We start from the raw sequence: 22,409 nt of genomic DNA on the forward strand, positions 1-22,409 counted from the left end.
GATGCAATGACCCGCCACTTCCTCGACATCCACCGGCTCGACGCGGCCGATCTGCGCGCCATTCTGGACGACGCCCATTCCCGCAAGGCCGCCCGCAAGGGGTGGCCCCAGGGGCGCGCCGACGCCGACGCGCCGGGCCGGGATCGGGTTCTGGCCATGATCTTCGAGAAGAACTCGACCCGCACCCGCTTCAGCTTCGACGCGGCCATCCGCCAGCTGGGCGGCGGCTCGATCATCGCCACCGCCTCGGACATGCAGCTGGGGCGCGGCGAGCCGGTCGAGGACACCGCCCGCGTCCTGTCGCGAATGGTGGATGCGGTGATGATCCGCGCCAACAACCACGAGGATGTCGAACGCTTCGCCCGCGTCTCCACCGTGCCGGTCATCAACGGCCTGACCGACCGTTCGCACCCCTGCCAGATCCTGGCCGATCTGCAGACCATCGAGGAGCATTCCGGCCCGGTCGCCGGCAAGACGATCGCCTGGATCGGCGACGGCAACAACGTCTGCCACAGCTTCATGCACGCGGCGCCCAAGTTCGGCTTCCACCTGAACGTCGCCTGTCCGGCGGAATACCACCCCGACCTGCGCGATCTGGAAAAGGGCGGCGCGGCCGTCACCCTGACCAGCGATCCCAAGGACGCGGTCAAGGGCGCCGATGTCGTCGTCACCGACACCTGGGTGTCGATGGGCGATCAGGATTACGAGGCGCGCCTCGCCGCCTTCGAACCCTATACGGTCGACGAGGCCCTGATGGACACGGCCGCGCCCGGCGCCGTCTTCCTGCACTGTCTGCCCGCCCACCGCGGCGAGGAGGTCACCGACGCCGTCATCGACGGTCCGAAGTCGCTGGTCTGGGACGAGGCCGAAAACCGCATCCACGCCCAGAAGGCCGTCCTGGCCTGGTGCTTCGGGGGATGACTCTGGAGGACTGGAAGGCGATGTCGACCGCATCGTGCTTCTGGTTTGTCGTTGTAATGCTTCTGGCGGTTTCGGTCGTCGCCTTTGCGTTCTTCACCGTGTCGGCGCCGACGCTTGATCCCGGCAAGTTCTCATACGAAGCCTTCACCCTTGAAGGGCGCGTCAGCGTATCGTCTTACAAGGGGCAGCCGGTGCTCGTGATCACTGACGGAGAAGGCCGCAATCATGCGTCGCGATGCAACCCTTATGATCGTGACCAGGCCTGCGTTGATTTGGCGCTGGTCAGAGGGCTGCGCCAAGACCAGCAGGTCAAAGTCGGATTTATAAGGGCGAAGTTCTGGCCGTTAGCTGACGACACGATCATCCGCCTGGCCTCGAACGATCATGTCTTTCTGGACTGTGCTGATCGGCTTGGTGCGTTGGGAGTGGACCGCTCGCGAATATCGGGGGTCGAGCGTATAGCTGGCTGCTGACAGTCAAAAGCCGGGGATCACTCCCCGGCCTTTCCAGATCGCCACGGATTAGTGACCAGTCTGCTACAGCTTCACGTCCGATACGCCGCCGGCGTCGGGGATGGACTTGGTCATATTGGCCTTGAGGACTTCGTAGGCGAAGCCGATGGCGCCCTTGTCGGACACCCAGACGCGGCCGTCGTCGGCGTCGAAGCGGACCATGGTCAGGTGCGGGTCATCCTTGCCGTCTGGATACCAGGCGGCGACGACCGGGTTCCAATACTTGTCGATCCGGGCGCGGTCCTGATCGATACCGAGGGCGCCGTGGATGCAGGCCTGAACCTTCTGGTCCTTGGCTTGATAGCAGAACATGCCCTTTTGGCCGCCGGCGGCCACGTCGCGGGCGAAGTCGGTGTCGTCGCGGGTGAAGAACCAGATCGTGCCGGTTTCGTCCTCGCCAAAGCCGGTCATGGGCTGGTGGTGATAGCCGGGGCGGTCGATGCCCAACATGCCGGTGTTGGACTCCTTCAGGCTCTTCCAGAATTCCTTCTCGGCCTCGGCGGGGGTCAGTTGGTCGCTCATGCGGCGTCTCCGTTGATGGGTCGCACCATCAACCGCCCGGCCCATGTCGGGTTCCTAAGGCCAAGCTTTCGGATCTAGCGACCGGGGATCCAGGGCGCGCGTTCCGCCCCGAACAGGGTCGCCAGATGGATCAGCAGCAGCAGGGCCACGGCGGCGGCCCCGATCATCAGGAACCGCCAGGGCATCAGGCGCGGCCCTTTCATCGGATCGGGGGGCAGGGCGCCGCGCCAGCCGGTGAAGACCATGACGGCCAGGGCCAGGCCCAGCAGGATGACGGTGACGGTCAGGCTCATGGTTTCGCAGGTGGCGAAAGCCGCCGCGCTTGGCAAGCGAAACCCTTGCCCGGAGGTTAATCTTCACCGCGCGTTAACCGTGGTGTTTCACTAATCCGAGGCTCTTACGGCGCTGTCCACAGGATTGGCGGATCGTCGCTAGATATTGCGGTTAACCATCAGTTTACACCCTCGATATTGACGGTATAGCCTTCGTCGCATGGGCCGGGAGACGAATCAGTGAGCGCAGCGGCGCCGTGGAGCGTTAAGGGGATCGATCCGAAGGCGCGCGAAGTCGCCAAGGATCTGGCGCGTCGTTCCGGCATGACGCTGGGCGAGTGGCTGAACTCCATGATCATGGAAGACGAGGAGGAGGGCTACGCCACCCTGCCGCGTCGCGGACCGATTTCCGAAAGCTACGAGCGCCGCAATCGCAGTCGCCGGCTGGACGACGCCTATGATCTGCCCGAGAGCGACGGTCATCGGATCAGCGCCTCCATCGACGTGATCGCCGCGCGGCTGGAAGCCGCCGAGCGTCGCTCGACCGTGGCCATCCAGGGCGTGGACCAGGCGGTCGCCGGCCTGATGCGCCGGCTGGACGGTCAGGACGTGGAGACGCAAGGCCACGCCCGCCGCATCGACGACATCGCCGAGGAACTGCGCGAGGGGCATCGCCGCCTGCGCGCCTTCGAACGCGACACCGGCCCGATGACGCAGGAGGGCTTCGCCAAGGTCGAGACCTCGCTGGGCGCCCTGTCGGGACGGCTGTACGAGATCGAGGAGCGCCAGCGCCTGGGCGTCAACGACCTGCGCGAACGGATGGAGGCGGTCGAGAAGGCCGCCGGTCCCGGCGTCGGCTCAGAACTGATGACCCAGGTCGGCGCGCGGCTGGACGCGGCCCAGAACCGCACGACCGAGGCCCTGAAGACGCTGGAACGCTCGTTCGCCGAGCTGGATCTGCGGATGCGCGCGGCCGAGAGCCGGGTCGAACCGGAAGGCGCGCGCGACGCCGCCCGTTTCGAAAAGCTGGCCGAAAGCCTGTCGCGTCAGATCGAGAACAATCGCGCGGAAATGATGCAGCGGCTGGACGCCGCCGAGACCGGCGCGCGGATCGACCGCATCGAACGCGCGGTCCAGGCCGTGGGCGACCAGTTGAAGGCCTCGGAACAGAAGGCGGCCGTGGGTCTGGAGGCCATGGGCCGCGAGGTCATGCGGATCGCCCGCAATCTGAGCGCCCGTGTTCAGAAGGTGGAAGGCGAGAGCGCGGGACGCGCCGACGCCATCGGTCGCGCCGTCACCGAGGCGGTCGGTCAGACCATCGAGGGCGAGGTCGCGCGCCGCGCCGCCCGCCTGGACCAGGACTTCGCCCGCCACCTGGATCGCGTCGATCAGCGGCTGACGGCCAGCGACGACCGCCACGCCCTGGCGCTGGAGAAGCTGGGCGGCGAGATCACCCGCATCTCGGACCAGCTGAGCGACCGCATCGCCCAGTCCGAACGCCGCTCGCAACAGGCGCTGGAAGACATCGGCCGTCGCCTGTCGGAAAGCTCGGACAAGATCGAGCAGCGCTACGACCGCGCCTCGGGCGAACTGGCCGAGCGGATGCGGATGAGCGAGGAGCGCACCGCGCGCCTGCTGGCCGAGGCGCGCGAGAGCATGGAGACGCGCACGCCCACGCCGATCCGCGACAAGCCCCTGGACAGCGCCCAGTCGCGGGCGGTGGCCGAACGCGCTGCGCCCGCGCCGATCCAGTCCGCCTCGATCGAGAGCGACTGGCGCGCCGCCGCCTTCCCCGACGAGACCTTCACCGAACAGGGCGACTGGTCCAGCGATCCGGTGACGACGGCCGCGGCCGCCGCCGCGCCCTTCCCGGCCGGCGTGTTCCTGGAGCCCGAGCCGAAGGCTGAAGCCGTCGAGGCGCCGACCGCCGAGACCGAGCCCGTCATCCAGCCGTTCAGCGGTTTTGGCGGCGCCGATGTGGACGATGCGCTGGAGGCGACCTCGCCCGGCTTCTCCGCTGCGCCGTCCGCGCCCGAACCCCGTCCGGCCCCCGCGCTGGATGCGGACGAGGACGATTTCGGCGGCGAGACCGAGTTCGTGGATCCGCGCCAGCTGCGCGCCAGCATGGGGGCGGCGGCCGCGGCCGGTCGGGCCTCCTCGACCCGTTCCACCATCGACGCCGCGCGCGCCGCCATCACCGCCCCGCCCGAGCCGGAACCGGTCCCGCGCCAAGGCTTCGGCCTGAAGCGCGGCGGCAAGTCCAAGCTGCAGGAGCGGCTGGACCGACAGGCGGCCCGCGACGGCTCCACCGTCAGGAAGACCCTGCTGGCCTCGGTCACGGCGGTCGCCCTGACCGGCGGCGTCTATGGCTATCTGTCCTTGACGGACGGCGGCGCGCCTGGCTTCGAACTGCCCAACCTTGGGGGCGGGTCTCAACCGGCCGGCGATCAGAAGACGCCGGCGACGCCTCTCGCCGCCTCGGCCGTGACGCCGACCGGACCGCGCGCGGCCTTCGACATCGCCGGTCCCGGCGCCGCCGACTACGAGGCCGCGATCGGCAAGCTGGACGGCGGCGACATGTCGGGCCTGACCGGCATGACCCGCGCCGCCGAACTGGGCTACGCCCCGGCCCAGACCTATCTGGGACAGCTGTATCTGGACGGGGCCGCCGGCGTGCCGGCCGATCCGGCCAAGAGCCGCCAATGGGGCCGCCGCGCGGCCGAAGGCGGCGATCCGCGCGGGATGCATCTTTACGGGATGCAGCTGTACGAAGGCGACGGCGGCGCGACCAATCAGTCCGAGGCCCTGGCCTGGCTGCTGAAGGCGGCCCAGGGCGGCCTGCCCGACAGCCAGTACAACGTCGCCCGCATCTATGAGACCGGGGCCGACGGCGTGGCCAAGAATCCGACCGAGGCGCTGAAATGGTACATGATCGCCGCGCGCGGCGGCGACACCGAGGCCCAGGCCGCCGTGACGCGGCTGCGTCCGCAGGCCAGCGCCGTGGATCAGCGCGCCGCCCGAACCGCCGCCGACGCCTTTGTCGCCCAATCCCGGCCTTTGCCGCAGACAGCGTCGCAGGCTTCAGGCTAAGACACCGCCTCCGCCCCGCCTGACGGCGAACCTGTAACCGCTCCAGCCGAAGGCCCGTCCTTTGGACATCTATCTGCCGATCGCCGAGGTTTCGGTGAACTGGCCGACCCTGGTGATCCTGGGGGCGGTGGTCGGGTTCGTCTCGGGCCTGTTCGGCATCGGCGGCGGCTTCCTGATGGCGCCGATCCTGGTGTTCCTGGGCATTCCCCCGACCGTGGCCGTGGCCAGCCAGGCCAGCCACGTCGTGGCCTCCTCGACCTCGGGCGTGATCCGCTACGCCGGTCAGCGGGCGGTCGATTTCAAGATGGGGTCGGTGATGGCGACCGGGGGGGCGGTCGGCGCCCTGGCGGGGGTGGAGCTGTTCCGCTACCTGCGCCTGCTGGGCCAGGCCGATCTGGTGGTGGCCCTGTCCTATCTGGTCTTCCTGGGCGCCATCGGCTGCCTGATGCTGAACGAGAGTCTGACGGAAATCCTGCGCCGCCGCCGGGGCGTGCCGGCGCCGCGCAAGGAACGTCGCCGCCCGATGTGGCTGTACGGCCTGCCGCTGCGGATGAAGTTCCCCAAGTCGGGTCTCTACATCAGCGCCTTGCCGCCGTTCGGCCTGGGCGTCTTCGCCGGGGTGCTGTCGGCCATCATGGGGGTTGGGGGCGGCTTCATCCTGGTGCCCGCCATGCTCTATATCCTGCGGATGCGGGCGGGCGCGGTGGTGGGCACCAGCCTGTTCCAGATCATCATCACCACCGCCATCACCACCATCCTGCAGGCCGGGCGCAACCAGACGGTCGATATCGTCCTGTCCACCATCCTGCTGTTGGGCGGGGTGGTCGGGGCCCAGATCGGCGCCCGGTTCGCGGGCCGGTTCCGCGCCGAGGAGTTGCGCGCGGCGCTTGGGCTGATCGTGCTGCTGGTCGGGATACAGATGGGGCTGGAGCTGTTCGTGCGGCCGGCCGACATCTTCATGCTGGCGCCGGGGATCCCGGAATGATCCAGGCCCTGCCGCCGCCCGATCCCGCACCGGCCGCCGTCGTCGCGCCCGCGTCCGACCGCTCGGAGGCGACTACAGGCGCCCTGCGCGTCGCCGCCGCCCTGACCGACGCCCAGGTCCATGTCGATTCCAGTTTCCGGGGCGCGTCCATCGTCCTGTACGGCGCGGTGTTCAATCCAACCCCCGATCCGACCGACGTGGTCGTGGTGGTGCGCGGGCCGGACGCCCCGATCCGCCTGGTCAAGAAGACCCGCACCTCCGGCGTCTGGCTGAACAGCCGGCCGGTGCTGTTCGAGGGGGCGCCGGGCTTCTACATGACCGCCTCGACCCGGCCGCTCAGCGACATCGCGGACTTCGGCCAGTTGCGGCGCCTGGGCGTCGGGGTCGATCACCTGCGCATCGACGCGCCGCAGGAAAGCCGGACGGTCTCCCGCTACGGCGTGCGCGACGTCGTGGTCAGCCGTCTGGGCGACGACTATCTGGACTGGCGCCGCGCCGTGATCCGGCTGAAGGAGGCCGCCGCCCTCTACGACACCGATTCCCAAGGGGTCGAGTTCGTGGACAAGGGGCTGTTCCGCGCCGAGGTCAAACTGCCGACCGTGGCGCCGACGGGCAAATACTACGCCGAGGTCTGGCTGTTCCAGGACGGCGAGCCGCAGTCGGTGTCCAACCTGACGCTGACGGTCGAGAAGGTGGGGCTGGAGCGCGACATCTACGAGTTCGCCCATCGCCGCCCGTGGCTGTACGGCGTGCTGTGCGTCGTGCTGGCGGCCCTGACCGGCTACGGCGCCTCGCGCATCTTCAGCCGCCGCGGCTGAACCCCAGTTCGTCGCGCAGCGCCTCGGCCGTCAGTCCGCCGGCGCGCAGCTCGGCCAGGGTGACCGACCGATCCCGCTTGGCGTAGCGCCGCCCGTCCGGTCCCGCCAGCAGCCGATGATGGCGATAGATCGGTGCGGGCCAGCCCATCAGCGTCTGGATCAGCCGCTGGACGTGGGTCGCGGCGAACAGGTCCTGGCCCCGGATCACATGGGTCACGCCCTGCAGGGCGTCGTCATGGGTCACGGCCAGATGATAGGCGACGCCCGTGTCCTTGCGGGCCAGCACCACGTCGCCCGCCGCCGTCGGATCGACGGGCAGGAGGTCGGTCTCTCCGTCGGGGCCTTCGCCCTCTTCGACGAAGGTCATGCCGTTCCAGACCGCCTCGCCCAAGACCTCACGCGCCCGATCCAGCGACAGCCGCCAGGCGAACGGCGCGCCCGAGGCCAGCAGCCGCGCTTCTTCCTCCGCCGGATGCGGGCCGGGCCGCACGGCCTCCATGGGGCCGTGCGGCGCGTCGCCGACGGCGTTCAGGATGTCCTTGCGCGTGCGAAAACAGCGATAGAGCAACCCGCGCGCCCTCAGGCTTTCGATGACGGCGGCGTAGTCGTCCAGATGATCGGATTGCCGCCGAACCGGCGTCTCCCAATCCAGCCCCAGCCAGGCCAGATCCTGCAGAATGCCCGTTTCGTATTCGGGCCTGCACCGTGTCGGGTCGATGTCCTCGATCCGCAACACGAACCGCCCGCCCGCCGCCTTCGCCGCCGACCAGGCCGTCAGGGCCGAAAAGGCATGGCCTTTATGCAGGCGGCCGGTGGGGGAGGGGGCGAAGCGGGTGGCGAACACGGTTCAGTCGTCGTCCATGTCCAGCAGATGCGTCCAGTCGCGGGCGCCATGAAGAATGCGGACGACCTCGACATCGGCCGTCACCCTGTAGAAAACCAGATAGGAACCTGCAGGCCGCTTTCGCAGATAGGCGACGCCCGCCTCGGGATAACGCCGGGGATTTCGGGCGAGTGTTTCGCACCGTTCGAAAAGCATCCTGACCAATCGCCGCGCTGCGTTCGGGCTGTCCAACGCCACATGGCTCTCGATCGCGGTCAGGTCGCGCAAGGCGGCGTCGGCGAGCCGAACCCTCATTCGCCCTCGGCGGCCCAGCGCGCCTCGAAAGCGGCGCGGGCGTCGTCCAAAGAGGTCAGCCGACCGGCGTCGGCGTCGGCTATGCCTTCCTCCAGCTTGCCCAGCAGGGCCGCCAGCCGCGCCTCATGCTCCTGGACCAGCCGGACGCCGGTGCGCAGCACTTCGCTCTTGGAGCCGTAGCGGCCATCGCGAACCAGCCGCTCCACGACCTGCTCCAATGCGCCCAGTTCGACGGTCATGGTCATGGCGGCCTCCTCGATACAGTAGGCAATAATAGTTATTGTCCCGATCTATCGCCAGCCGAAATCCGCCATCGTCTGCATTTCCTTGCGCCCCCTGGCGCGTCATAGATAGGCCATGCCGCTTCAACCCACGCCCGATGACATCGCCGCCGCGCGCGAGGCGCTGGTCGCCGCCGATCCAGCGCTGGCGCGCGTTCACGCCCAGACGCCGGCGTTCGAATGGCGGCTCAGGGTCGGCGGGTTCGAGGGGCTGTTCCGCATGATCGTGGAGCAGCAGGTGTCGGTGGCCTCGGCCGCCTCGGTCTGGGCGCGGCTGCGCGAAGGGCTGGGCGAGATCACGCCCCAGCGTCTGCTGGCCCACGACCTGGATCAGTTGAGGGGCATGGGCCTGTCGCGGCAGAAGGCGACCTATGGCCAGGGCATGGCCCGCGCCCAGATGGCCGGAGAGATCGATCTGGAGCATCTTTCGAACCTGGACGACGCGGCGGCCATCGCGGCCTTGACCGCGCTGAAAGGCGTAGGCCTGTGGACGGCCGAGGCCTATCTGCTGATGTGCGAGGGGCGGCTGGACGTGTTTCCGGGCGGGGACGTGGCCTTGCAGGAGGCGATCCGCTGGGCCGACGGCGGCGAGGTTCGGCCGGATCAGAAGGCGGCCTATGCCCGCGCCGAGGTCTGGCGGCCCTATCGCGCGGTGGCGACCCATCTGCTGTGGGCCTGGTACACGGGCGTCAAGCGCGGCGAGATCGTGCTGGAGACGCCCGCATGAGCCCGCTCGATCCCGTCCTGACCGAACCGCTGCGCAACGCCCAGACCGTGTTGTCGGCGCTGGATTTCGCGGGCGTGGCCGTCTTCGCCGCCACCGGCGCCCTGGCCGCCGCGCGCGAGAAGCACGACGTGGTCACCTTCGCCTTCTTTGGCGCCATCACCGGGGTCGGCGGCGGCACCCTGCGCGACCTGTTGCTGGGGCTGCCGGTCTTCTGGGTTCAGGACTGGCGCTATCTGGCCGTCTGCCTGTTCGCCTCGACGGCCCTGTGGCTGGTGGGGCAGCGCGACTGGCGCTTCCGCGCCTTGCTGTGGCTGGATGCGACGGGCCTGGCGGCCTACGGCGTCATGGGGGCGGCCAAGGCCGAGGCGGCCGGCGCGCCCGCCCTGATCTGCATCGTCATGGGCACGCTGACCGCCTGTTTCGGCGGGGTGGTGCGCGACACCCTGGCGGGGCAGCCGTCGATCCTGCTGCGGCGAGAGATCAACGTCACGGCGGCGATATTGGCGGCGACCGTCTATATGGCGCTGCGGGCGCCGGGCGTCGGCGTGTGGCCCGCCGCCATCCTGGCCGCCCTCTGCGGCTTCCTGTTGCGGGCGGCGGCCCTGCGGTGGGGCTGGACCCTGCCGGGCTTCCCCACCCATGCCGCACGGGGCTGAGGCGGGGCGTCACGAAAACGCTGCACGTCGGTCATGGCGATGAACGGGAATCACGGGTAGGCTGGCGGCATAAGACTAGGGAAGGAGACGTGTCCTCACTCCTGTCGCCTCCACATCCCCCCGTCCGCGCGGGAGGGCCTGATGCAGGTTCTCCATCGACCGCCGTCCGGTTTCCCCGCGCTGGTGCTGAACGCCGATTTTCGGCCCCTGTCCTACTATCCGCTGTCGCTGTGGCCGTGGGAGGAGGCGGTCAAGGCGGTCTATCAGGACCGCGTCGACGTCGTGTCCCTGTACGACAAGGTCGTTCGCTCCCCGTCCATGGAGATGCAGTTGCCCAGCGTGATCGCGCTGAAATCCTATGTGGATCAGGATCGCAGCCCCGCCTTCACCCGCTTCAACGTCTTCCTGCGCGACGGTTTCGCCTGCCAGTATTGCGGGCAATCGACCGAGCTGACCTTCGATCACGTCGTCCCCCGCTCCCAGGGCGGGCGCACGACCTGGGACAATATCGTCGCCGCCTGCAGCCCCTGCAACCTGGCCAAGGGCGGCCGCACCCCGCGCCAGGCCATGATGCCGATCCGCCGAGAGCCCTATCGTCCCAACGCCTGGCAGCTCCAGGACGCCGGCCGCCGCTTCCCGCCCCACTATCTGCACCAGAGCTGGCTCGACTACCTGTACTGGGACATTGAGCTCGAACCTTAGGGTTCTTTTCAGTTGCTCGAAATGGCTCAAACACCCTTGTGGTGGGCAGGTTCAGGGTTCGTTCTTTTGCCGCTGATTTCTCGATTATCCTCCGAAATCCTCCCGGCTGGTGACCATGTGGTGACCAAAACCGGGACCAGAAACGGGACCCATCGTGGGCCCGAGGAGAGATCGAATGGTTCAGAACCCGAGGTCCGGAAAGATCACCAAACGCCTGGTCGATGCCCTGACGTCCGAAGGGGTGCGCTTCACGCTTTGGGACACGCAGCTCAAGGGTTTCGGGGTGCGCGTCGCCGTCAGCGACACCAAAACCTACGTCGTTCGATACAGGACGATCGGCGGCGCCGACCGCCTCCTTCACATCGCTCGCCATGGCGTTGTGACCGCCGAAGAAGCCCGGGAAAGAGCGGCCGCTGTGCTGGCCGAAGTCGCGTCAGGTGGTGACCCTCAAGGGACCAAAGTCGAACGACGTGAAGAACTGACGATGTCGGAGCTCTGCGACCTCTACATGAAAGAGGGCGTAACGATGAAGAAGGAGACGACTCTGCGCATCGATCGCATCCGCATCGCGCGCCACATCAAGCCCCGCCTGGGCAGGATGAAAATCACCGATATCGGGCGAGCAGACATCGAGCGGCTGATGGTGGACGTTGGCTCCGGACGCATCCGTGGAGAGGCGACGCCGCATACGCGCGGCGGCATTCACGCGGCTTCGCGCACGGTCGGTCTCCTGGGTGGGATTTTCACGTTCGCCGTCGAGCGGGAGTTCGTGAAGACCAACCCGACCCGCGGCGTGAAGCGCTACAAGGACAACCGCCGGGATCGCTTCCTCTCGCCGGCCGAACTCGCCCGGCTTGGGGACGTCCTGGCGGAGCTCGAGAAGCACGGGGGCGATCCGCGCCACATCAATATCATCCGCCTCCTGGCGCTGACCGGCGCCCGCAAAAACGAGATCGCCAGGCTCAAGTGGTCGGAGATTGACCGCACCATGGGGATGCTCCGGCTTGAGGACTCCAAGACGGGGGCGAAGGTCATTCGCTTGGGGAGCGCGGCGCTGAATCTGATCGAGGGCCTGCTCGCGAACGGGAGCATCTATGTCTTTCCGGATCGGAGGGATCCCAAACGTCCGATCGCCAATCTCGACTGGGCCTGGGTGGGCATCCGCAAACGCGCCGGAATGGAAGATCTCCGGATCCATGACCTCCGGCACAGCTTCGCGAGCGCCGGCCTGGCCGGCGGTGAAGGGCTTCATCTCATCGGCAAGCTGCTCGGCCACAGGCACGTCAGCACCACCAGTCGGTACGCTCATTTGGCCGATGACCCAGTCCGTGCGGCGGCCGACAGAATTAGCGAGAGCGTCGCTGCCTCTCTCGCGGGCTGGTCGGTTGACGAAGGACAGACGGCTCACTGACATACGGCCGCCCGAAGAGACTGCGATAGACCAGAGGGCTAGGCGCCCTCGTGAGGGGCTTCTCCCCATTGCCCGGCCTGGCGCGGCTGGCTTGACGACGACCTAAGTCCCGAAAGCTGGCTCCGCGCCCACTCGTGCAGCAGGCTCTTGGGATAGTAGGGGGTTCGTCCCAGATGGGTGCAGGGTGGTCCGTCCGACCGCGTGCAGAACACCTTCGCCAAGGTCGATGGCGAACGGCGGATGCCCATCCGCAGAAGCTCGGTGGACGCTTCCTTACGGGTCAGTAGCATTTCCTCTGTTCCGTGCAGATTAAGACCGGCCATGTGGCGCTCCTTACCGTGAAAACCAAAGTGGTAATCAAGCAAGCATTGGCTGAAATGAACTTCAACTGGATGATTTGCAACGATTAATGAAACGAGATGAAAATCTTCGTTCAATCTGTTTCGCGCGGTTTCCGAACGTTTCTAGCCTGCGGCGAATATCACGACCTTGTGTGAATCCCGTCGGGTTATGGTCGTCGATGGCCGACCTTTGATGTTGTAGCGACTTCAGGCGAAGGTCTGTGTGATCAGTTGGTCCGTCAGATCCAGATGAGCCCCTAAGGCGGCCGTGGCCTCCGTACGCGCCCGCTCTGCCGCTGATCGATCGCCTGCGGTCAGATGGGCCGCGAACTCCGTGATCTTCGCCGTCATCAGCTGCTCAGCGCCCATGGCGCGCCGCTCCAACGATCCGTCGTTCATACCCTTCCCCAGCGCTGATTGGTGGCCGGGGCGATGAAGTCCTCGCCCGCCCCGGCCGCCTGACACGGTTCGGGCTCGACCCGCGTCACCAGCGGCTTAGCGCATGGAACCTCTCTGTGTCATCTTATCCTGGGCATGCCTGCCAGAGCCAAAGCCGTGGCCCATGCTAGTAGGGTCAGCAAAATCGGCGCGCCTTTTATCCGTTCAGTTTTCATCCACCCCCCAATGGATGGCCGGGGCATTCGCGGAACCCTCGGCCTTAGCTCCCGCTAGAGCGAGTCGCATCTGACTCAACTCGGACGCTGCGTGGCACATCTTGAGCGCGCAATCCCTAACAAACAGAGCCGAAGAAGAGCCGTCAAAACGCGCGAAGTGATCGCGACTACGCCGCAGCAACATATTCGACGACGGGTGGATCATGCTGTTGCAGATGGGGAACGACGATCAACCTTGCATACAGCCGACGCCATCCAGCGTCTCGGACGTCTATCAGTTTATCCGTACGACCTGGACTGAAGAGGGCGATCCCTGTGCCGTCGACGCCAAAGGCAGGGCGACGATGCGCCCAGCGTTCAGCGGGCTGAATCCGTTGTGTGAAGAGCAGCTGGCTCCGGTCATCACCGTCTTTCGGGATGGCGGCGTTTCGCTACACAGAAAAGAACGAGCGCTACCTTAGCTTGGTAGCCACGCCCGGCGCCAGGTACGACAGCGTCAGGAGCGCTAGAAAGATGCCGACGCCCAAGCCATAGAGAGATGGGACGAATTTCAGGCCGAGCTTCGAACTGTTGAGCGGCGGCTTCACGCCCTGAAGCACCTGGGCAATGTCAGTCTGGCCTTGCAGGGCGATCATTCCAGACAAAGCGACCGGCAGGGCGGCCATGATAATCTGACCAGGCGACAAACGTGCACCAAAGACAGTTTCCCCGAGGGTTAGTATGCCTCCGAGTGTCGCCACGCTGAGAGACACCATGCTTTTGAAGTAGTCGTAGGCCAGCGCTGGCTCCTTCAAGCCCTTTGTGACAGCGCTCTTGTCTTCCAAGTGTGGCGGTCCGTCATCCATAATCATGCGCCCCTAACGTCAGCGTCTGCCGGCCGTAGCGTTGCCTGTGATTCAACACGATGTCTAGGCAGGGGTAACTCGCCTCAGATCACGTTGTAATGTCCGGGCTCGTCTCTTCAATATGCAGGCTTTTCGTGCCGTGAAACTGATGCAGGATCGGCAGGTCTCCGGCGAACGGGACGTCCGACTTCAAACGCCGCCCATGATGGCGCAGACGCAGCGCCGGGGTTCTTGCAACTTACTTGCATTCGCGACGGCCAAAAGGTAACTGCGAGGCGCTCGCAAGTTTGCTCGGATCGTCATGCGCCTTCGCCAGTTGTTCATTTCTTCCAGCGCGATGTGCGGGGGTGTAGTCATAGGGCTGATCTCGCCGGATATGGCGGCGGCTCAAACCCAGCCCGCCACCTCACCGCCGGTGGAACCAGCGACAGTGGACGAAATCGTTGTCACCGGTCGCGCCCAGCGCCTTTATCGCACCGATAAGACCACGATCGGCAAGACGGTCGAAAACCCGCTCGACATCCCCCAGGCCCTACAAATCCTGAACGCCGAACTGATTGAGGATCAGGGCGCGCGAGACATCACCGACCTTTACAGAAACATCTCGGGCGTGACCTTCTTCTCCTATGCGGGGGTGACGTTCAGGGGTTTTCGCCAGGACGAGGCCTATTTCGACGGCGTGCGGGGCAATCCCTTCATCGGCTTCGCCGTGCCGCAGTTGTTCAATATCGAGCGGGTCGAGGTTCTGAAGGGACCGGCGGGCATGCTCTATGGTCCCGGCTCGCCCGGCGGCATGATCAACTATGTTTCCAAGACGCCGAGCAATGTGTTCGCGGGAGAGGTCAAGGGCGTGATCGGCGACTATGACCGGGTCGGGGTCTCGGGCGAAGTCACGGGTCCGGTCGATAGGGCAGGGCGGATCACCGCGCGCGCAGGCGTCTTCTACGAAGAGCGTGACAGTTTCCGGGTCAACGCCGGGTCGCGGAACCTGATCGGCGATCTGGGGGGGGGTATCGCCCTGACCAATCGGACCGACCTGACACTTCAGGCCAGCGTCTATGATCAGACCCTGCCGGGCAATCGCCTGCGGGGTGTGCCGGTGGATATGGACGGCAACTTCCTGACCGATATCACCTGGAACCACAACGAACCGACCGATTTCGCAACATTGGAGGCCCAGGTCTATCAGGCGCGGCTGGCGTCCCAGGTGGCGGACAATGTGAGGTTCGACGCGACGGCGCGGTATTCGGAATCGTCGGAACGTCAGAACTATCATGAACCGCGCGGCGTCATCGACACCGATCGCGACGGCCGACTGGACGCCGTACGCCGCCAGTTCCGGGATCAGTACCGCGATGCCGACAGCCTGTCGCTGGCGGCCAATCTGGTCGCCGACGTGCGGGCGGTGGGACTGAATCACCGCATCCTGTTCGGGGCTGACTGGGCGCGAGAGGACCTGCTGTTCAAGAGCCGCACCGCCGCGCAGGCCAACCTCGGGGGACCTGTGCCGAACCTGTCGCTGTTCAACCCCGTCTATGGCCTCACCGGAGCCGCCAACTATAATCTGGACGCCCTGCCGCTTTCACGCTCCGACGACCGCTCCATCCGGGGCGGCGTCTATCTGCAGGATCAGGTGCGCTTCGGAGAGCGTCTTATCGCCCTGGCCGGCGTGCGCTGGGACCGGTTCCAGGACGACAACCGCATCAGCGGCGTCGATTTCGAGGATTCCCAAGCCACCTACCGCCTGGGTCTGATCTTCAAGCCGCGCCAGGACATCTCGACCTATCTAAGCTGGTCCGACACCTTCGAGCCTCAGGCCGCAGGCAGTCAAAACGCTGATGTCGGCGGACCCTTCGCCCCGGTGACCGGGACCCAGGTGGAGGCGGGCGTCAAGACCGCCCTCCAAGGCGGACGGGTCCAGGTCAACGCCGCAGTCTATCGGATCGTGCGCGAGAATATTCTTCAGGCCGATCAAAGCCTGCCCCCGATCAACGGCCGGGATCAGTTGCGCCCCATCGGCGAGGTGACCTCCGACGGTTTCGAGGTCGATGTCTCGACCGATCTTACGGCGAACTGGGTGCTGACCGCCAACTACGGCTACAACGACACGAGCATCACGGGCACCGCGCCAGGCCAGTCCATTACCAATGCGGTCGGCGACCGCTTCGTCAACGCGCCGCGACACCAGGCCGGATTCTGGACGCGCTATCAGGTTCCCAAGCTGCGGACGGCCTTCGCCTTCGGCGGCGAATATGTGGCCGAGCGGGTCGGCTTCAACAACGAACGCGTCAAACCCTACACCGTATTCGACGCCTCGATCACCACGACGATCGATGTCGCCAAGGTTCGGCTGCGTGTCGACAATCTGTTCGACAAGACCTATGCGGCCTCCGGCTTTGGTCTTCAGGGATCCTTCCCCGGCGAACCGCGCACTGTGTTTGTCGAAGTCAGCCACGCCTTCTGAGCCGTCGGATGGCGCGCTTCCCCGTTCAGGCCGGCGGAAAGACGCCCAAGAAGGGGCGCTCGCCCTGGTGGTGGGTGCATCACTGGCTGGGGCTCAAGCTGGCGATCTTCATGACCTTCGTCCTGGCGACAGGCACGCTGGCCACCTTGTCAAACGAGATCGACTGGCTGGTCGATCCGGCCCAGAGGGTCATGCCGCGCGAAACCCCCAAGGCGTCCTGGGGCGACTGGGCGGCGGCGGTGAAGGCCGCCGAGCCCGAGGCGACGCTCCAGTATCTTGTCGCGCCGCTTGAGCCGTGGTTCGCGGCCCGGGTGGTGATCGAGCGGCCGGATGGGGGGCTGCGGATCGCCTATGTCGATCCTTGGACGTCCGAGGTGCGGGGCGTCCACGGCTGGTTCAACGTCAATCGGTTCCTTCGCAACACCCATCGGCACCTGATGATGCCAGTGGCCGTCGGGGTTCCCATCGTCGGTTCGATGGCCCTTGTCCTTCTGGTCTCCCTGATCACGGGCTTGGTGACCTACAAGAAGTTCTGGCGGGGTTTCACGCGCTTGCCCCAATGGCGTAAGGGACGCCAGGGAGAGGCGCGGCGGTTCACCGGCGACCTCCACCGCTTCGTCGGCCTCTGGTCGATCTGGTTTCTGGCTCTCATCATCCTCACCGGCCTCTGGTATGTGGTCGAGGTATTCGGGGGACGGGCGCCGCCTGAGCCGAAGCCCCAGGTCGTGACCGGGGCCGCCCAGCCGATCGGGCCAGAGCTTGACGCCCTGATCGCCCGCGCCCAGGCCGTCGACCCGGACCTGCGTATTTCGGGCGTCAGCTTCCCCGGTGAGAAGGGGCGGGGCGTCTTGGTCGTGGGGCAGGCCAGGGCGATCCTGGTGCGTGATCGGGCCAACGCCATATGGGTCGATCCTCGAGACGGGAAGGTCCTGCTCGCGTCGCGGGGAGAGCAGATGAACCTTCATCAGCGTATCTCGGAAGCGGCCGACCCCCTGCATTTCGGCACCTTCGGCGGGCTTTCCACGCGGTTGATCTGGTTTCTGTTCGGCTTGCTGGTGACGGGCCTCTCCGTGACCGGGGTCATGATCTACAGCCTGCGCATGGCGCGAGCCCAGAATGAAACACGCCCGCGCCATGGGCTACTGCGCCTTTGGGTCAGCTTCGGCCCGGCCGCCTATCCCGCCCTGGGGCTGATCCTCATCAGCATCGCCCTGACTCCGGGCGCTGTCGTCGCGGCGGCGGGAGGCTGATTTTCGATCGGCCTTTCGTTGATAGGAAGCCAGCCCCAAGTCGATAGGTTCGCTTTAGCGGTCCCGGCCGCTGATGGCATGGGGAAGATCGCTGTTCGGGCCGAGCGGCGGGGTCGGCTGATGGCGCAGATCGATCCTTCGTCGACGCTCGCATCGCTTCGGACGGAGCCGCCCGTACAGGTTAGGCCCAGCCGACAGAAGATTAGTGCAGCTTAGCGTCGATCAGCCAGTCGGTCAGCAAGCCTCGCCTTCTGGTACGACGGTGTGTGCCGCGAAGTCGATAGGGACGCGTGGCGCTCGGCGCTTAGCCAGGATTCCCGGAACCTCGACCCGTGTGCCCCGCGGTTCCGCCCAGTTCTCCAAACGCTTCAATCATCGATGTGACCGCTTCGCGTTGTTTTTCACTTAGGTTCGACCACGCTCGGATCAACCGCGCAGTTCCCGGATAATCGGCACGATTTTCGCCGACCAGTTCAGCCACATCGCACTTCAGCGCTTCGGCGGCACGCATCAGCTTGGACGAAGCGATCCGATTTGCGCCGGTTTCATACTTCTGAACCTGCTGGAAGCTGACGCCGATCGCCTGGCCCAGCCCACGTTGCGTCATCCCGATCGCCTCGCGACGGTCGGCGATGGCCTTGCCGATAGCGACGTCGAGCCGTTTTTCATATTCACTCATGATCTGGACTAATTGCCGAAGGTCTGCGGTCTGCAAGCGGTGTTTTCCTGGCAGGGCCGGTCCGCGCCCTCTTATGAACGGCGTCGCTGCCTTGGCGACTACCGAAAATCCCGCGTTCTCGGCCGAATGGTGTCGAGGTGGAGGTCCGGGATATAGATGTCCCGCACCTTGATCGTGCGTGGCGGCGCGTCACGCGCATCAGGCGAGCCGCCGCGATGGAATTCGTCGCCTCGTCCATGGGGCAGCGGGAAGGCCCCGCCGCGATCACCGACCGAGGCGAGCCATGCCGATGCATCGTGCAGCTTGGCGGCCACGATGTGGACCACGTCGCCTTCGCGCTGAACCTTACCGTCCACCACCATCATGCTCGCCGACAGGACGATGCGGCGTCGCGCTTCGTAGAGGCTGGGCCAGATCACCAGATTGGCGACGCCGGTCTCGTCCTCGATGGTGATGAACATCACCCCCTTGGCGCTGCCGGGCTTCTGGCGCACCAGCACGAGGCCCGCTATCCGGGTCAACCGGCCGTCCCGCATGGCCGTCCCGTCGGCGCAGGTCATGACATGCCGGGATTGAAGATCACCACGAAGGAAGCTCAGCGGGTGGTCGCGCAGAGTCAGGCCGATATGGCTGTAGTCCTCGACCACCTCTCGTCCTGGGGTCATCGGTTTGAGGTCCGCGTCGGGCTCGACGAGTTCGGGCTGTTGGTCACGCGCACCCGCCGCGACGAAGAGGGGCAGCGGAGTGTCGCGAAGCCCCTTGATGGCCCAGAGCGCGTCTCGGCGATTAAGCCCCAACGCCGGTCGAAAGGCGTCGGCCTCCGCCAGGCGGACCAGGCTGGCGACCTGGGCGCCGGCACGTCGCCACAGTCCGTCGATCGAACGGAAGGCGCCGTCAGATCGGGCAGCCAGGATCCGGGCGGCGTCGCTGTTGACCAAGCCGCGCACCATCCGCATTCCGAGGCGGACGGCCAGCATGCCATCCGCGCCTGAAGGCTCCAGGGTGCAGTCCCAGCGACTGGCTTCGACACACACCGGACGGATCTCGACCCCGTGTTGTTGGGCGTCACGCACGATCTGGGCCGGGGCGTAGAAGCCCATGGGCTGGGCGTTCAGCAGGGCGGCGCAGAAGACGTCCGGGTGATGGCATTTGAGCCAGGAGGAGGCGTAGGCGATCATGGCGAAGGAAGCGGCGTGGCTCTCGGGGAAGCCGTAGGAGCCAAAGCCCTCCAGCTGGCTGAAAGTCTTTTCGGCGAACTCAGCCGTATAGCCGCGCTCGACCATGCCGCCGACCAGCTTGTCCTTGAAGTGGCTGACGCCGCCCGTGAACTTGAACGTCGCCATGGCCCGCCGCAGTTGGTCGGCTTCGGAGGCGGTGAAGCCGGCGCATTCGATGGCGACCCGCATCGCCTGTTCCTGGAACAGAGGCACGCCGAGCGTCTTGCCCAGCACCCGTTCCAGTTCCGGCTTGGGGTAGTCTACCGGCTCCTTGCCCTCGCGCCGTCGCAGATAAGGATGGACCATGTCGCCTTGCCCCCGCGTCTTTTGCCGAGTGTCAGAAGCCGGCACAGACGCGAATAGGCTGGTCGGTCCTTGGGATAAACCAACACCTCCGCCCCGTCGTCCAACACCAGACGGCAACCGACGATCAGGCGCACGCCCGCGACCTTGGCCGCCTCATGCGCCCGCACGATCCCGGCCAGACTGTTGCGGTCCGTCACCGCCAGCGCTTCCAGCCCGCAGACGGCCGCCTGCGAGAACAGCTCCTCGCAGGAACTGGCGCCCCTCAGGAACGAGAAGTGGGAGGCGCACTGGAGTTCGACGTAGCGCAGCGGCGGGGAGGCGTTCATCCGAAGAGCCCGTGAATGAACCAGGCGTGCGAGCCGGTGCGCTGGTCCTCCCCATTGCCCGCTCGAAACAGCCAGAACCGCCGGCCCGCCTCATCCTCGACCTGGAAATAGTCCCGCACGGCCCAGACCTCTGCATCCCGTCGTCGCCATTCACCGAAGATCCGCTCCGGACCATCGGCGCGGATCACGCGGCGGCGTACGCCCCGCCAGGTGAAGTGGGTCGGCGGATTGTCGGGCAAGAGCGCCATCGTCTCGACGGGCTCGGGTCGCTTCAGCAATCTCGCTGGTCGTGGCCATTCCGGCGTCCAGTCCAGAACCGGCGCGGCGGACAAAGGCGGCGCCTTGCCGACGGAGCGTTCGGGCACGTCGCTCTCGATCGGGATCAGTCGATAGAGCCGCTGCGCGCCGATGCGGTTGGACAGCACATCGACGAGTTCGGAAAGATCTGGGACCTGCGCCTCGCCCAAGGTGCTCTCGCCGGGTCGCCAGTGAAGCGGTTCGGCCTGGACCGCAGACAGGGTCATGCGCTCGATGCCGAACCCGGGATCGATCTTCTCGATCCGGTCGCTCAGCAGACGCGCCAATCTTGAGGCGTCACGCCTGGGCTGGGCCAGTCCGACCCTCTGCGCCTCGATCCGGTTGTCGACCCGGAAACACAGCCAGTCGAGACGCCGGGCGCCGAGACCCGAGGCCTCCAGCGCCGCGCACAGTTCTGAGGTCAGGCTTGTGACGTGGCGGGCCAGGGTTTCCGGCGCGCCGATCGGTTCGTCGAATACCCGCGAGACTGTCGGGGCCTCCGGGGCCTCGACCGGGATAAGCGGCTCCTCCAGCCTACCGTAGGCTTGGTCGATGCGGCGGCCGAGTTCATGGCCGAACCGGAGCGCCAGAGGCGCGCGCGGGCGATGCGCCACATCGGCGATGCGGTCGAAGCCCAGGCGATTCAGATGTGCGATCAGCTGCGACGGCAGGCGAAGACCCGCCAGCGGCAGACCGCCGATGGCCGCGTCGATGGCGTCCGGCGTGATGATCCGGTGCGTGCGCCGAAAACGAACCACGGCGTAGGCGGACCCATAGGTGGGACCGATCGCGGCGTGGGAGGCGATGCCTTGGGCTTCCAATCGCGCGATCATGTCGGCCAGCATGGTCGCCTCTCCACCTTTCAGGTGAGCGGCGCCGGTGGCGTCAATGGCCAGGCCGTCCGGCGGATCCGGCTGGCAGACGGGTGCATATCGGCGCATCGCCCAGACGGCGAGACGGCCGAGTGCGGCTTCGTCGCCCTTCGGATCGGCCTCGCGAACGTCGAGGCCGGGGATCAGGGCCTGGGCCTGGCTTGCGGCCATGCCGACGCGGGCGCCTTGGGCCATGGCCGCCTGGTTGGCGGCGAGCACCGTCCTTCGCCGTCCAGACCGACCCGTGAGGATCAGGGGAAGCTCAGGCGGCGGCGCGACGTCCGCCAATCTGCGTCGCAGACGATCGACGGGCCAGTTCGGCAGGTAGAGCGAGACGACCCGTCTCATCACAAGCTTCCAGGGTGAAATCCGCGGCCTCGGCGCCGCGACAGCGAAGGAGTTCGACGAACCAGCGAGCCCGTCCCACACCGGGGACCGGCAAGGGCGAGGAGGGGGCTGGACTGATGCGCCAGCGGGTGGCGGAGGCGGTGTGGTGACCGAAGTCGGCGGAGTCGGAAGCCCGTCGCCATCGCCGCACTGCCAGACCTAGGCCGCCCGAGCCTTCGGCGGCCAGTTGCAGCCGTCGGGACGCGACCAGACTGAGGCTGGAGGTTTCGGCCACGACGGCGGCCAGACCCGGATGGCGAAGGCTTTCCTCGAAACAGGCGAGGAGGGAAGGCTCGTCCCCGGCCTCGACATAGATGACCCGGTCCGGCCCCAGACCGGCCTGACGCAGGGCTGGGGCGAAGAGGTCGGGGCGGGTCACGCACCAAAGAACCTGACCTGGACGCCGGGCTGCGATTCCGGCCGCGAACAGGGCTGCGGCGGCGCCGTCAACGGCCTCCTCGCCTCCGCCGGCGACCTCGTGAAGGGCGCCCAGCGACAGACCGCCGCCGGGCAGGTGTCGGTCGAGGTCACAAACCCCGAACGGGAGGATGCCCGTGGCGGTTCGACTCCCTTGCTCCAGGGCGCGTATTCGATCGCGTAAACTGTCAAGCCTGGCAGTCAGGCTGGCGTGCATGGGAAGCCTCCTGTTCCAAGGCTGATGAATGTTCTTGTAATGTTCTGGTTCTGGATCGAACGAAGAGTCAACCTTCGCTGATCCCTTATCCCCGTTGCGGGGGGCTCCGTGGACCACCTTCCCGAAACGCCTGGAGACGGTG

General features: G+C 66.5%; 22 protein-coding genes and 1 pseudogene. 11 read left to right on the top strand and 12 right to left on the bottom strand.

Annotated elements, in window-relative coordinates; genetic code table 11:
* Positions 1–6: 6 nt before the first annotated feature.
* Together argF and B3Z70_RS03965 are read left to right on the top strand one after the other, a co-directional pair.
* Entirely contained in the window at positions 7–921 is a 915-nt protein-coding gene (gene argF / locus B3Z70_RS03960) for an ornithine carbamoyltransferase (protein ID WP_292023461.1), read from the top strand.
* A 20-nt stretch (positions 922–941) separates the two neighbouring features.
* The gene (locus B3Z70_RS03965; protein ID WP_292044722.1) at positions 942–1,394 is read left to right on the top strand and encodes a hypothetical protein; all 453 of its coding nucleotides are present in this window, start codon (positions 942–944) and stop codon (positions 1,392–1,394) included.
* A 63-nt stretch (positions 1,395–1,457) separates the two neighbouring features.
* Here B3Z70_RS03965 and B3Z70_RS03970 read toward each other — a convergent pair whose 3' ends face one another.
* Positions 1,458–1,955 carry a pyridoxamine 5'-phosphate oxidase family protein gene (locus B3Z70_RS03970; RefSeq protein ID WP_292023464.1) on the bottom strand — a complete coding sequence of 166 codons (498 nt, stop codon included), beginning with the start codon at positions 1,953–1,955 and terminating at the stop codon, positions 1,458–1,460.
* Between the two features lie 74 nt (positions 1,956–2,029).
* A complete protein-coding gene (locus B3Z70_RS03975; RefSeq protein WP_292023466.1) occupies positions 2,030–2,248 on the bottom strand; it encodes a hypothetical protein in 219 nt (72 codons plus the stop codon).
* 219 nt (positions 2,249–2,467) lie between these two features.
* Between B3Z70_RS03975 and B3Z70_RS03980 the strand changes: the two genes are divergently transcribed.
* The 3 genes from B3Z70_RS03980 (at position 2,468) to B3Z70_RS03990 (ending at position 7,120) form a co-directional block, all read left to right on the top strand.
* The gene (locus B3Z70_RS03980; RefSeq protein ID WP_292044723.1) at positions 2,468–5,317 is read left to right on the top strand and encodes a hypothetical protein; all 2,850 of its coding nucleotides are present in this window, start codon (positions 2,468–2,470) and stop codon (positions 5,315–5,317) included.
* Between the two features lie 61 nt (positions 5,318–5,378).
* Positions 5,379–6,302, top strand: coding sequence for a sulfite exporter TauE/SafE family protein (locus B3Z70_RS03985; RefSeq protein ID WP_292020513.1), 924 nt, complete (start codon positions 5,379–5,381; stop codon positions 6,300–6,302).
* The gene (locus B3Z70_RS03990) at positions 6,299–7,120 is read left to right on the top strand and encodes a TIGR02186 family protein (protein WP_292020511.1); all 822 of its coding nucleotides are present in this window, start codon (positions 6,299–6,301) and stop codon (positions 7,118–7,120) included. The genes B3Z70_RS03985 and B3Z70_RS03990 overlap by 4 nt, the downstream gene beginning before the upstream one ends.
* Here the strand turns inward: B3Z70_RS03990 and gluQRS are convergent.
* Genes gluQRS through B3Z70_RS04005 form a run of 3 tightly spaced genes read right to left on the bottom strand, consistent with a single transcriptional unit; the run spans position 7,104 to position 8,503 of the window.
* Positions 7,104–7,964, bottom strand: coding sequence for a tRNA glutamyl-Q(34) synthetase GluQRS (gene gluQRS / locus B3Z70_RS03995; protein WP_292020509.1), 861 nt, complete (start codon positions 7,962–7,964; stop codon positions 7,104–7,106). The two genes, B3Z70_RS03990 and gluQRS, sit on opposite strands and share 17 nt — an antisense overlap.
* A 3-nt stretch (positions 7,965–7,967) precedes the next feature.
* On the bottom strand, positions 7,968–8,258 hold the full coding sequence (locus tag B3Z70_RS04000) for a type II toxin-antitoxin system RelE/ParE family toxin (RefSeq protein WP_292020507.1): 291 nt from the start codon (positions 8,256–8,258) through the stop codon (positions 7,968–7,970).
* Complete coding sequence (locus tag B3Z70_RS04005) at positions 8,255–8,503, bottom strand: type II toxin-antitoxin system ParD family antitoxin (protein WP_292020505.1); 249 nt, start codon at positions 8,501–8,503, stop codon at positions 8,255–8,257. Before B3Z70_RS04005 ends, B3Z70_RS04000 begins: the two co-directional genes overlap by 4 nt.
* A 112-nt stretch (positions 8,504–8,615) precedes the next feature.
* Here B3Z70_RS04005 and B3Z70_RS04010 point away from each other — a divergent pair, with 112 nt between their 5' ends.
* The 4 genes from B3Z70_RS04010 to B3Z70_RS04025 all read left to right on the top strand — a co-directional run bounded on the left by B3Z70_RS04010 (position 8,616) and on the right by B3Z70_RS04025 (position 12,035).
* The gene (locus B3Z70_RS04010) at positions 8,616–9,266 is read left to right on the top strand and encodes a DNA-3-methyladenine glycosylase family protein (protein WP_292020503.1); all 651 of its coding nucleotides are present in this window, start codon (positions 8,616–8,618) and stop codon (positions 9,264–9,266) included.
* Positions 9,263–9,922: a trimeric intracellular cation channel family protein gene (locus B3Z70_RS04015; protein WP_292020501.1), complete on the top strand. Its 660-nt coding sequence runs from the start codon at positions 9,263–9,265 to the stop codon at positions 9,920–9,922. The genes B3Z70_RS04010 and B3Z70_RS04015 overlap by 4 nt, the downstream gene beginning before the upstream one ends.
* Positions 9,923–10,063: 141 nt before the next feature.
* Positions 10,064–10,624, top strand: a complete 561-nt coding sequence (locus B3Z70_RS04020) for an HNH endonuclease (RefSeq protein WP_292020500.1) — start codon at positions 10,064–10,066, stop codon at positions 10,622–10,624.
* 175 nt (positions 10,625–10,799) lie between these two features.
* Positions 10,800–12,035, top strand: a complete 1,236-nt coding sequence (locus B3Z70_RS04025) for a tyrosine-type recombinase/integrase (protein ID WP_292044725.1) — start codon at positions 10,800–10,802, stop codon at positions 12,033–12,035.
* Positions 12,036–12,583: 548 nt separating this feature from the next.
* On the opposite strand, the gene B3Z70_RS04030 is transcribed toward B3Z70_RS04025, so the two are convergent.
* The gene (locus tag B3Z70_RS04030; protein ID WP_292044727.1) at positions 12,584–12,775 is read right to left on the bottom strand and encodes a hypothetical protein; all 192 of its coding nucleotides are present in this window, start codon (positions 12,773–12,775) and stop codon (positions 12,584–12,586) included.
* 667 nt (positions 12,776–13,442) lie between these two features.
* Positions 13,443–13,814 carry a hypothetical protein gene (locus B3Z70_RS04035; protein WP_292020494.1) on the bottom strand — a complete coding sequence of 124 codons (372 nt, stop codon included), beginning with the start codon at positions 13,812–13,814 and terminating at the stop codon, positions 13,443–13,445.
* A 451-nt stretch (positions 13,815–14,265) separates the two neighbouring features.
* Between B3Z70_RS04035 and B3Z70_RS04040 the strand changes: the two genes are divergently transcribed.
* Complete coding sequence (locus B3Z70_RS04040; RefSeq protein WP_292020492.1) at positions 14,266–16,299, top strand: TonB-dependent siderophore receptor; 2,034 nt, start codon at positions 14,266–14,268, stop codon at positions 16,297–16,299.
* Positions 16,300–16,307: 8 nt separating this feature from the next.
* Positions 16,308–17,549 carry a PepSY-associated TM helix domain-containing protein gene (locus B3Z70_RS04045; protein ID WP_292020490.1) on the top strand — a complete coding sequence of 414 codons (1,242 nt, stop codon included), beginning with the start codon at positions 16,308–16,310 and terminating at the stop codon, positions 17,547–17,549.
* A 304-nt stretch (positions 17,550–17,853) separates the two neighbouring features.
* On the opposite strand, the gene B3Z70_RS04050 is transcribed toward B3Z70_RS04045, so the two are convergent.
* The 5 genes and pseudogenes from B3Z70_RS04050 to B3Z70_RS04070 form a co-directional block, all read right to left on the bottom strand.
* Positions 17,854–18,264 carry a helix-turn-helix domain-containing protein gene (locus B3Z70_RS04050; protein ID WP_292020487.1) on the bottom strand — a complete coding sequence of 137 codons (411 nt, stop codon included), beginning with the start codon at positions 18,262–18,264 and terminating at the stop codon, positions 17,854–17,856.
* A gap of 62 nt (positions 18,265–18,326) precedes the next feature.
* Positions 18,327–19,760, bottom strand: a pseudogene (locus B3Z70_RS04055) (OB-fold nucleic acid binding domain-containing protein); the annotation flags it as partial.
* The gene (locus B3Z70_RS04060) at positions 19,706–20,077 is read right to left on the bottom strand and encodes a PHP domain-containing protein (RefSeq protein WP_292020483.1); all 372 of its coding nucleotides are present in this window, start codon (positions 20,075–20,077) and stop codon (positions 19,706–19,708) included. The gene B3Z70_RS04060 and the pseudogene B3Z70_RS04055, both read right to left, overlap by 55 nt.
* Positions 20,074–21,594, bottom strand: a complete 1,521-nt coding sequence (locus tag B3Z70_RS04065; protein ID WP_292020481.1) for a Y-family DNA polymerase — start codon at positions 21,592–21,594, stop codon at positions 20,074–20,076. Before B3Z70_RS04065 ends, B3Z70_RS04060 begins: the two co-directional genes overlap by 4 nt.
* The gene (locus tag B3Z70_RS04070; protein WP_312124375.1) at positions 21,509–22,012 is read right to left on the bottom strand and encodes a hypothetical protein; all 504 of its coding nucleotides are present in this window, start codon (positions 22,010–22,012) and stop codon (positions 21,509–21,511) included. The genes B3Z70_RS04065 and B3Z70_RS04070 overlap by 86 nt, the downstream gene beginning before the upstream one ends.
* Between the last annotated feature and the right edge of the window lie 397 nt (positions 22,013–22,409).

Origin of the sequence: Brevundimonas sp. UBA6550, from assembly GCF_002434505.1 — a bacterium.
GTDB lineage: Bacteria > Pseudomonadota > Alphaproteobacteria > Caulobacterales > Caulobacteraceae > Brevundimonas.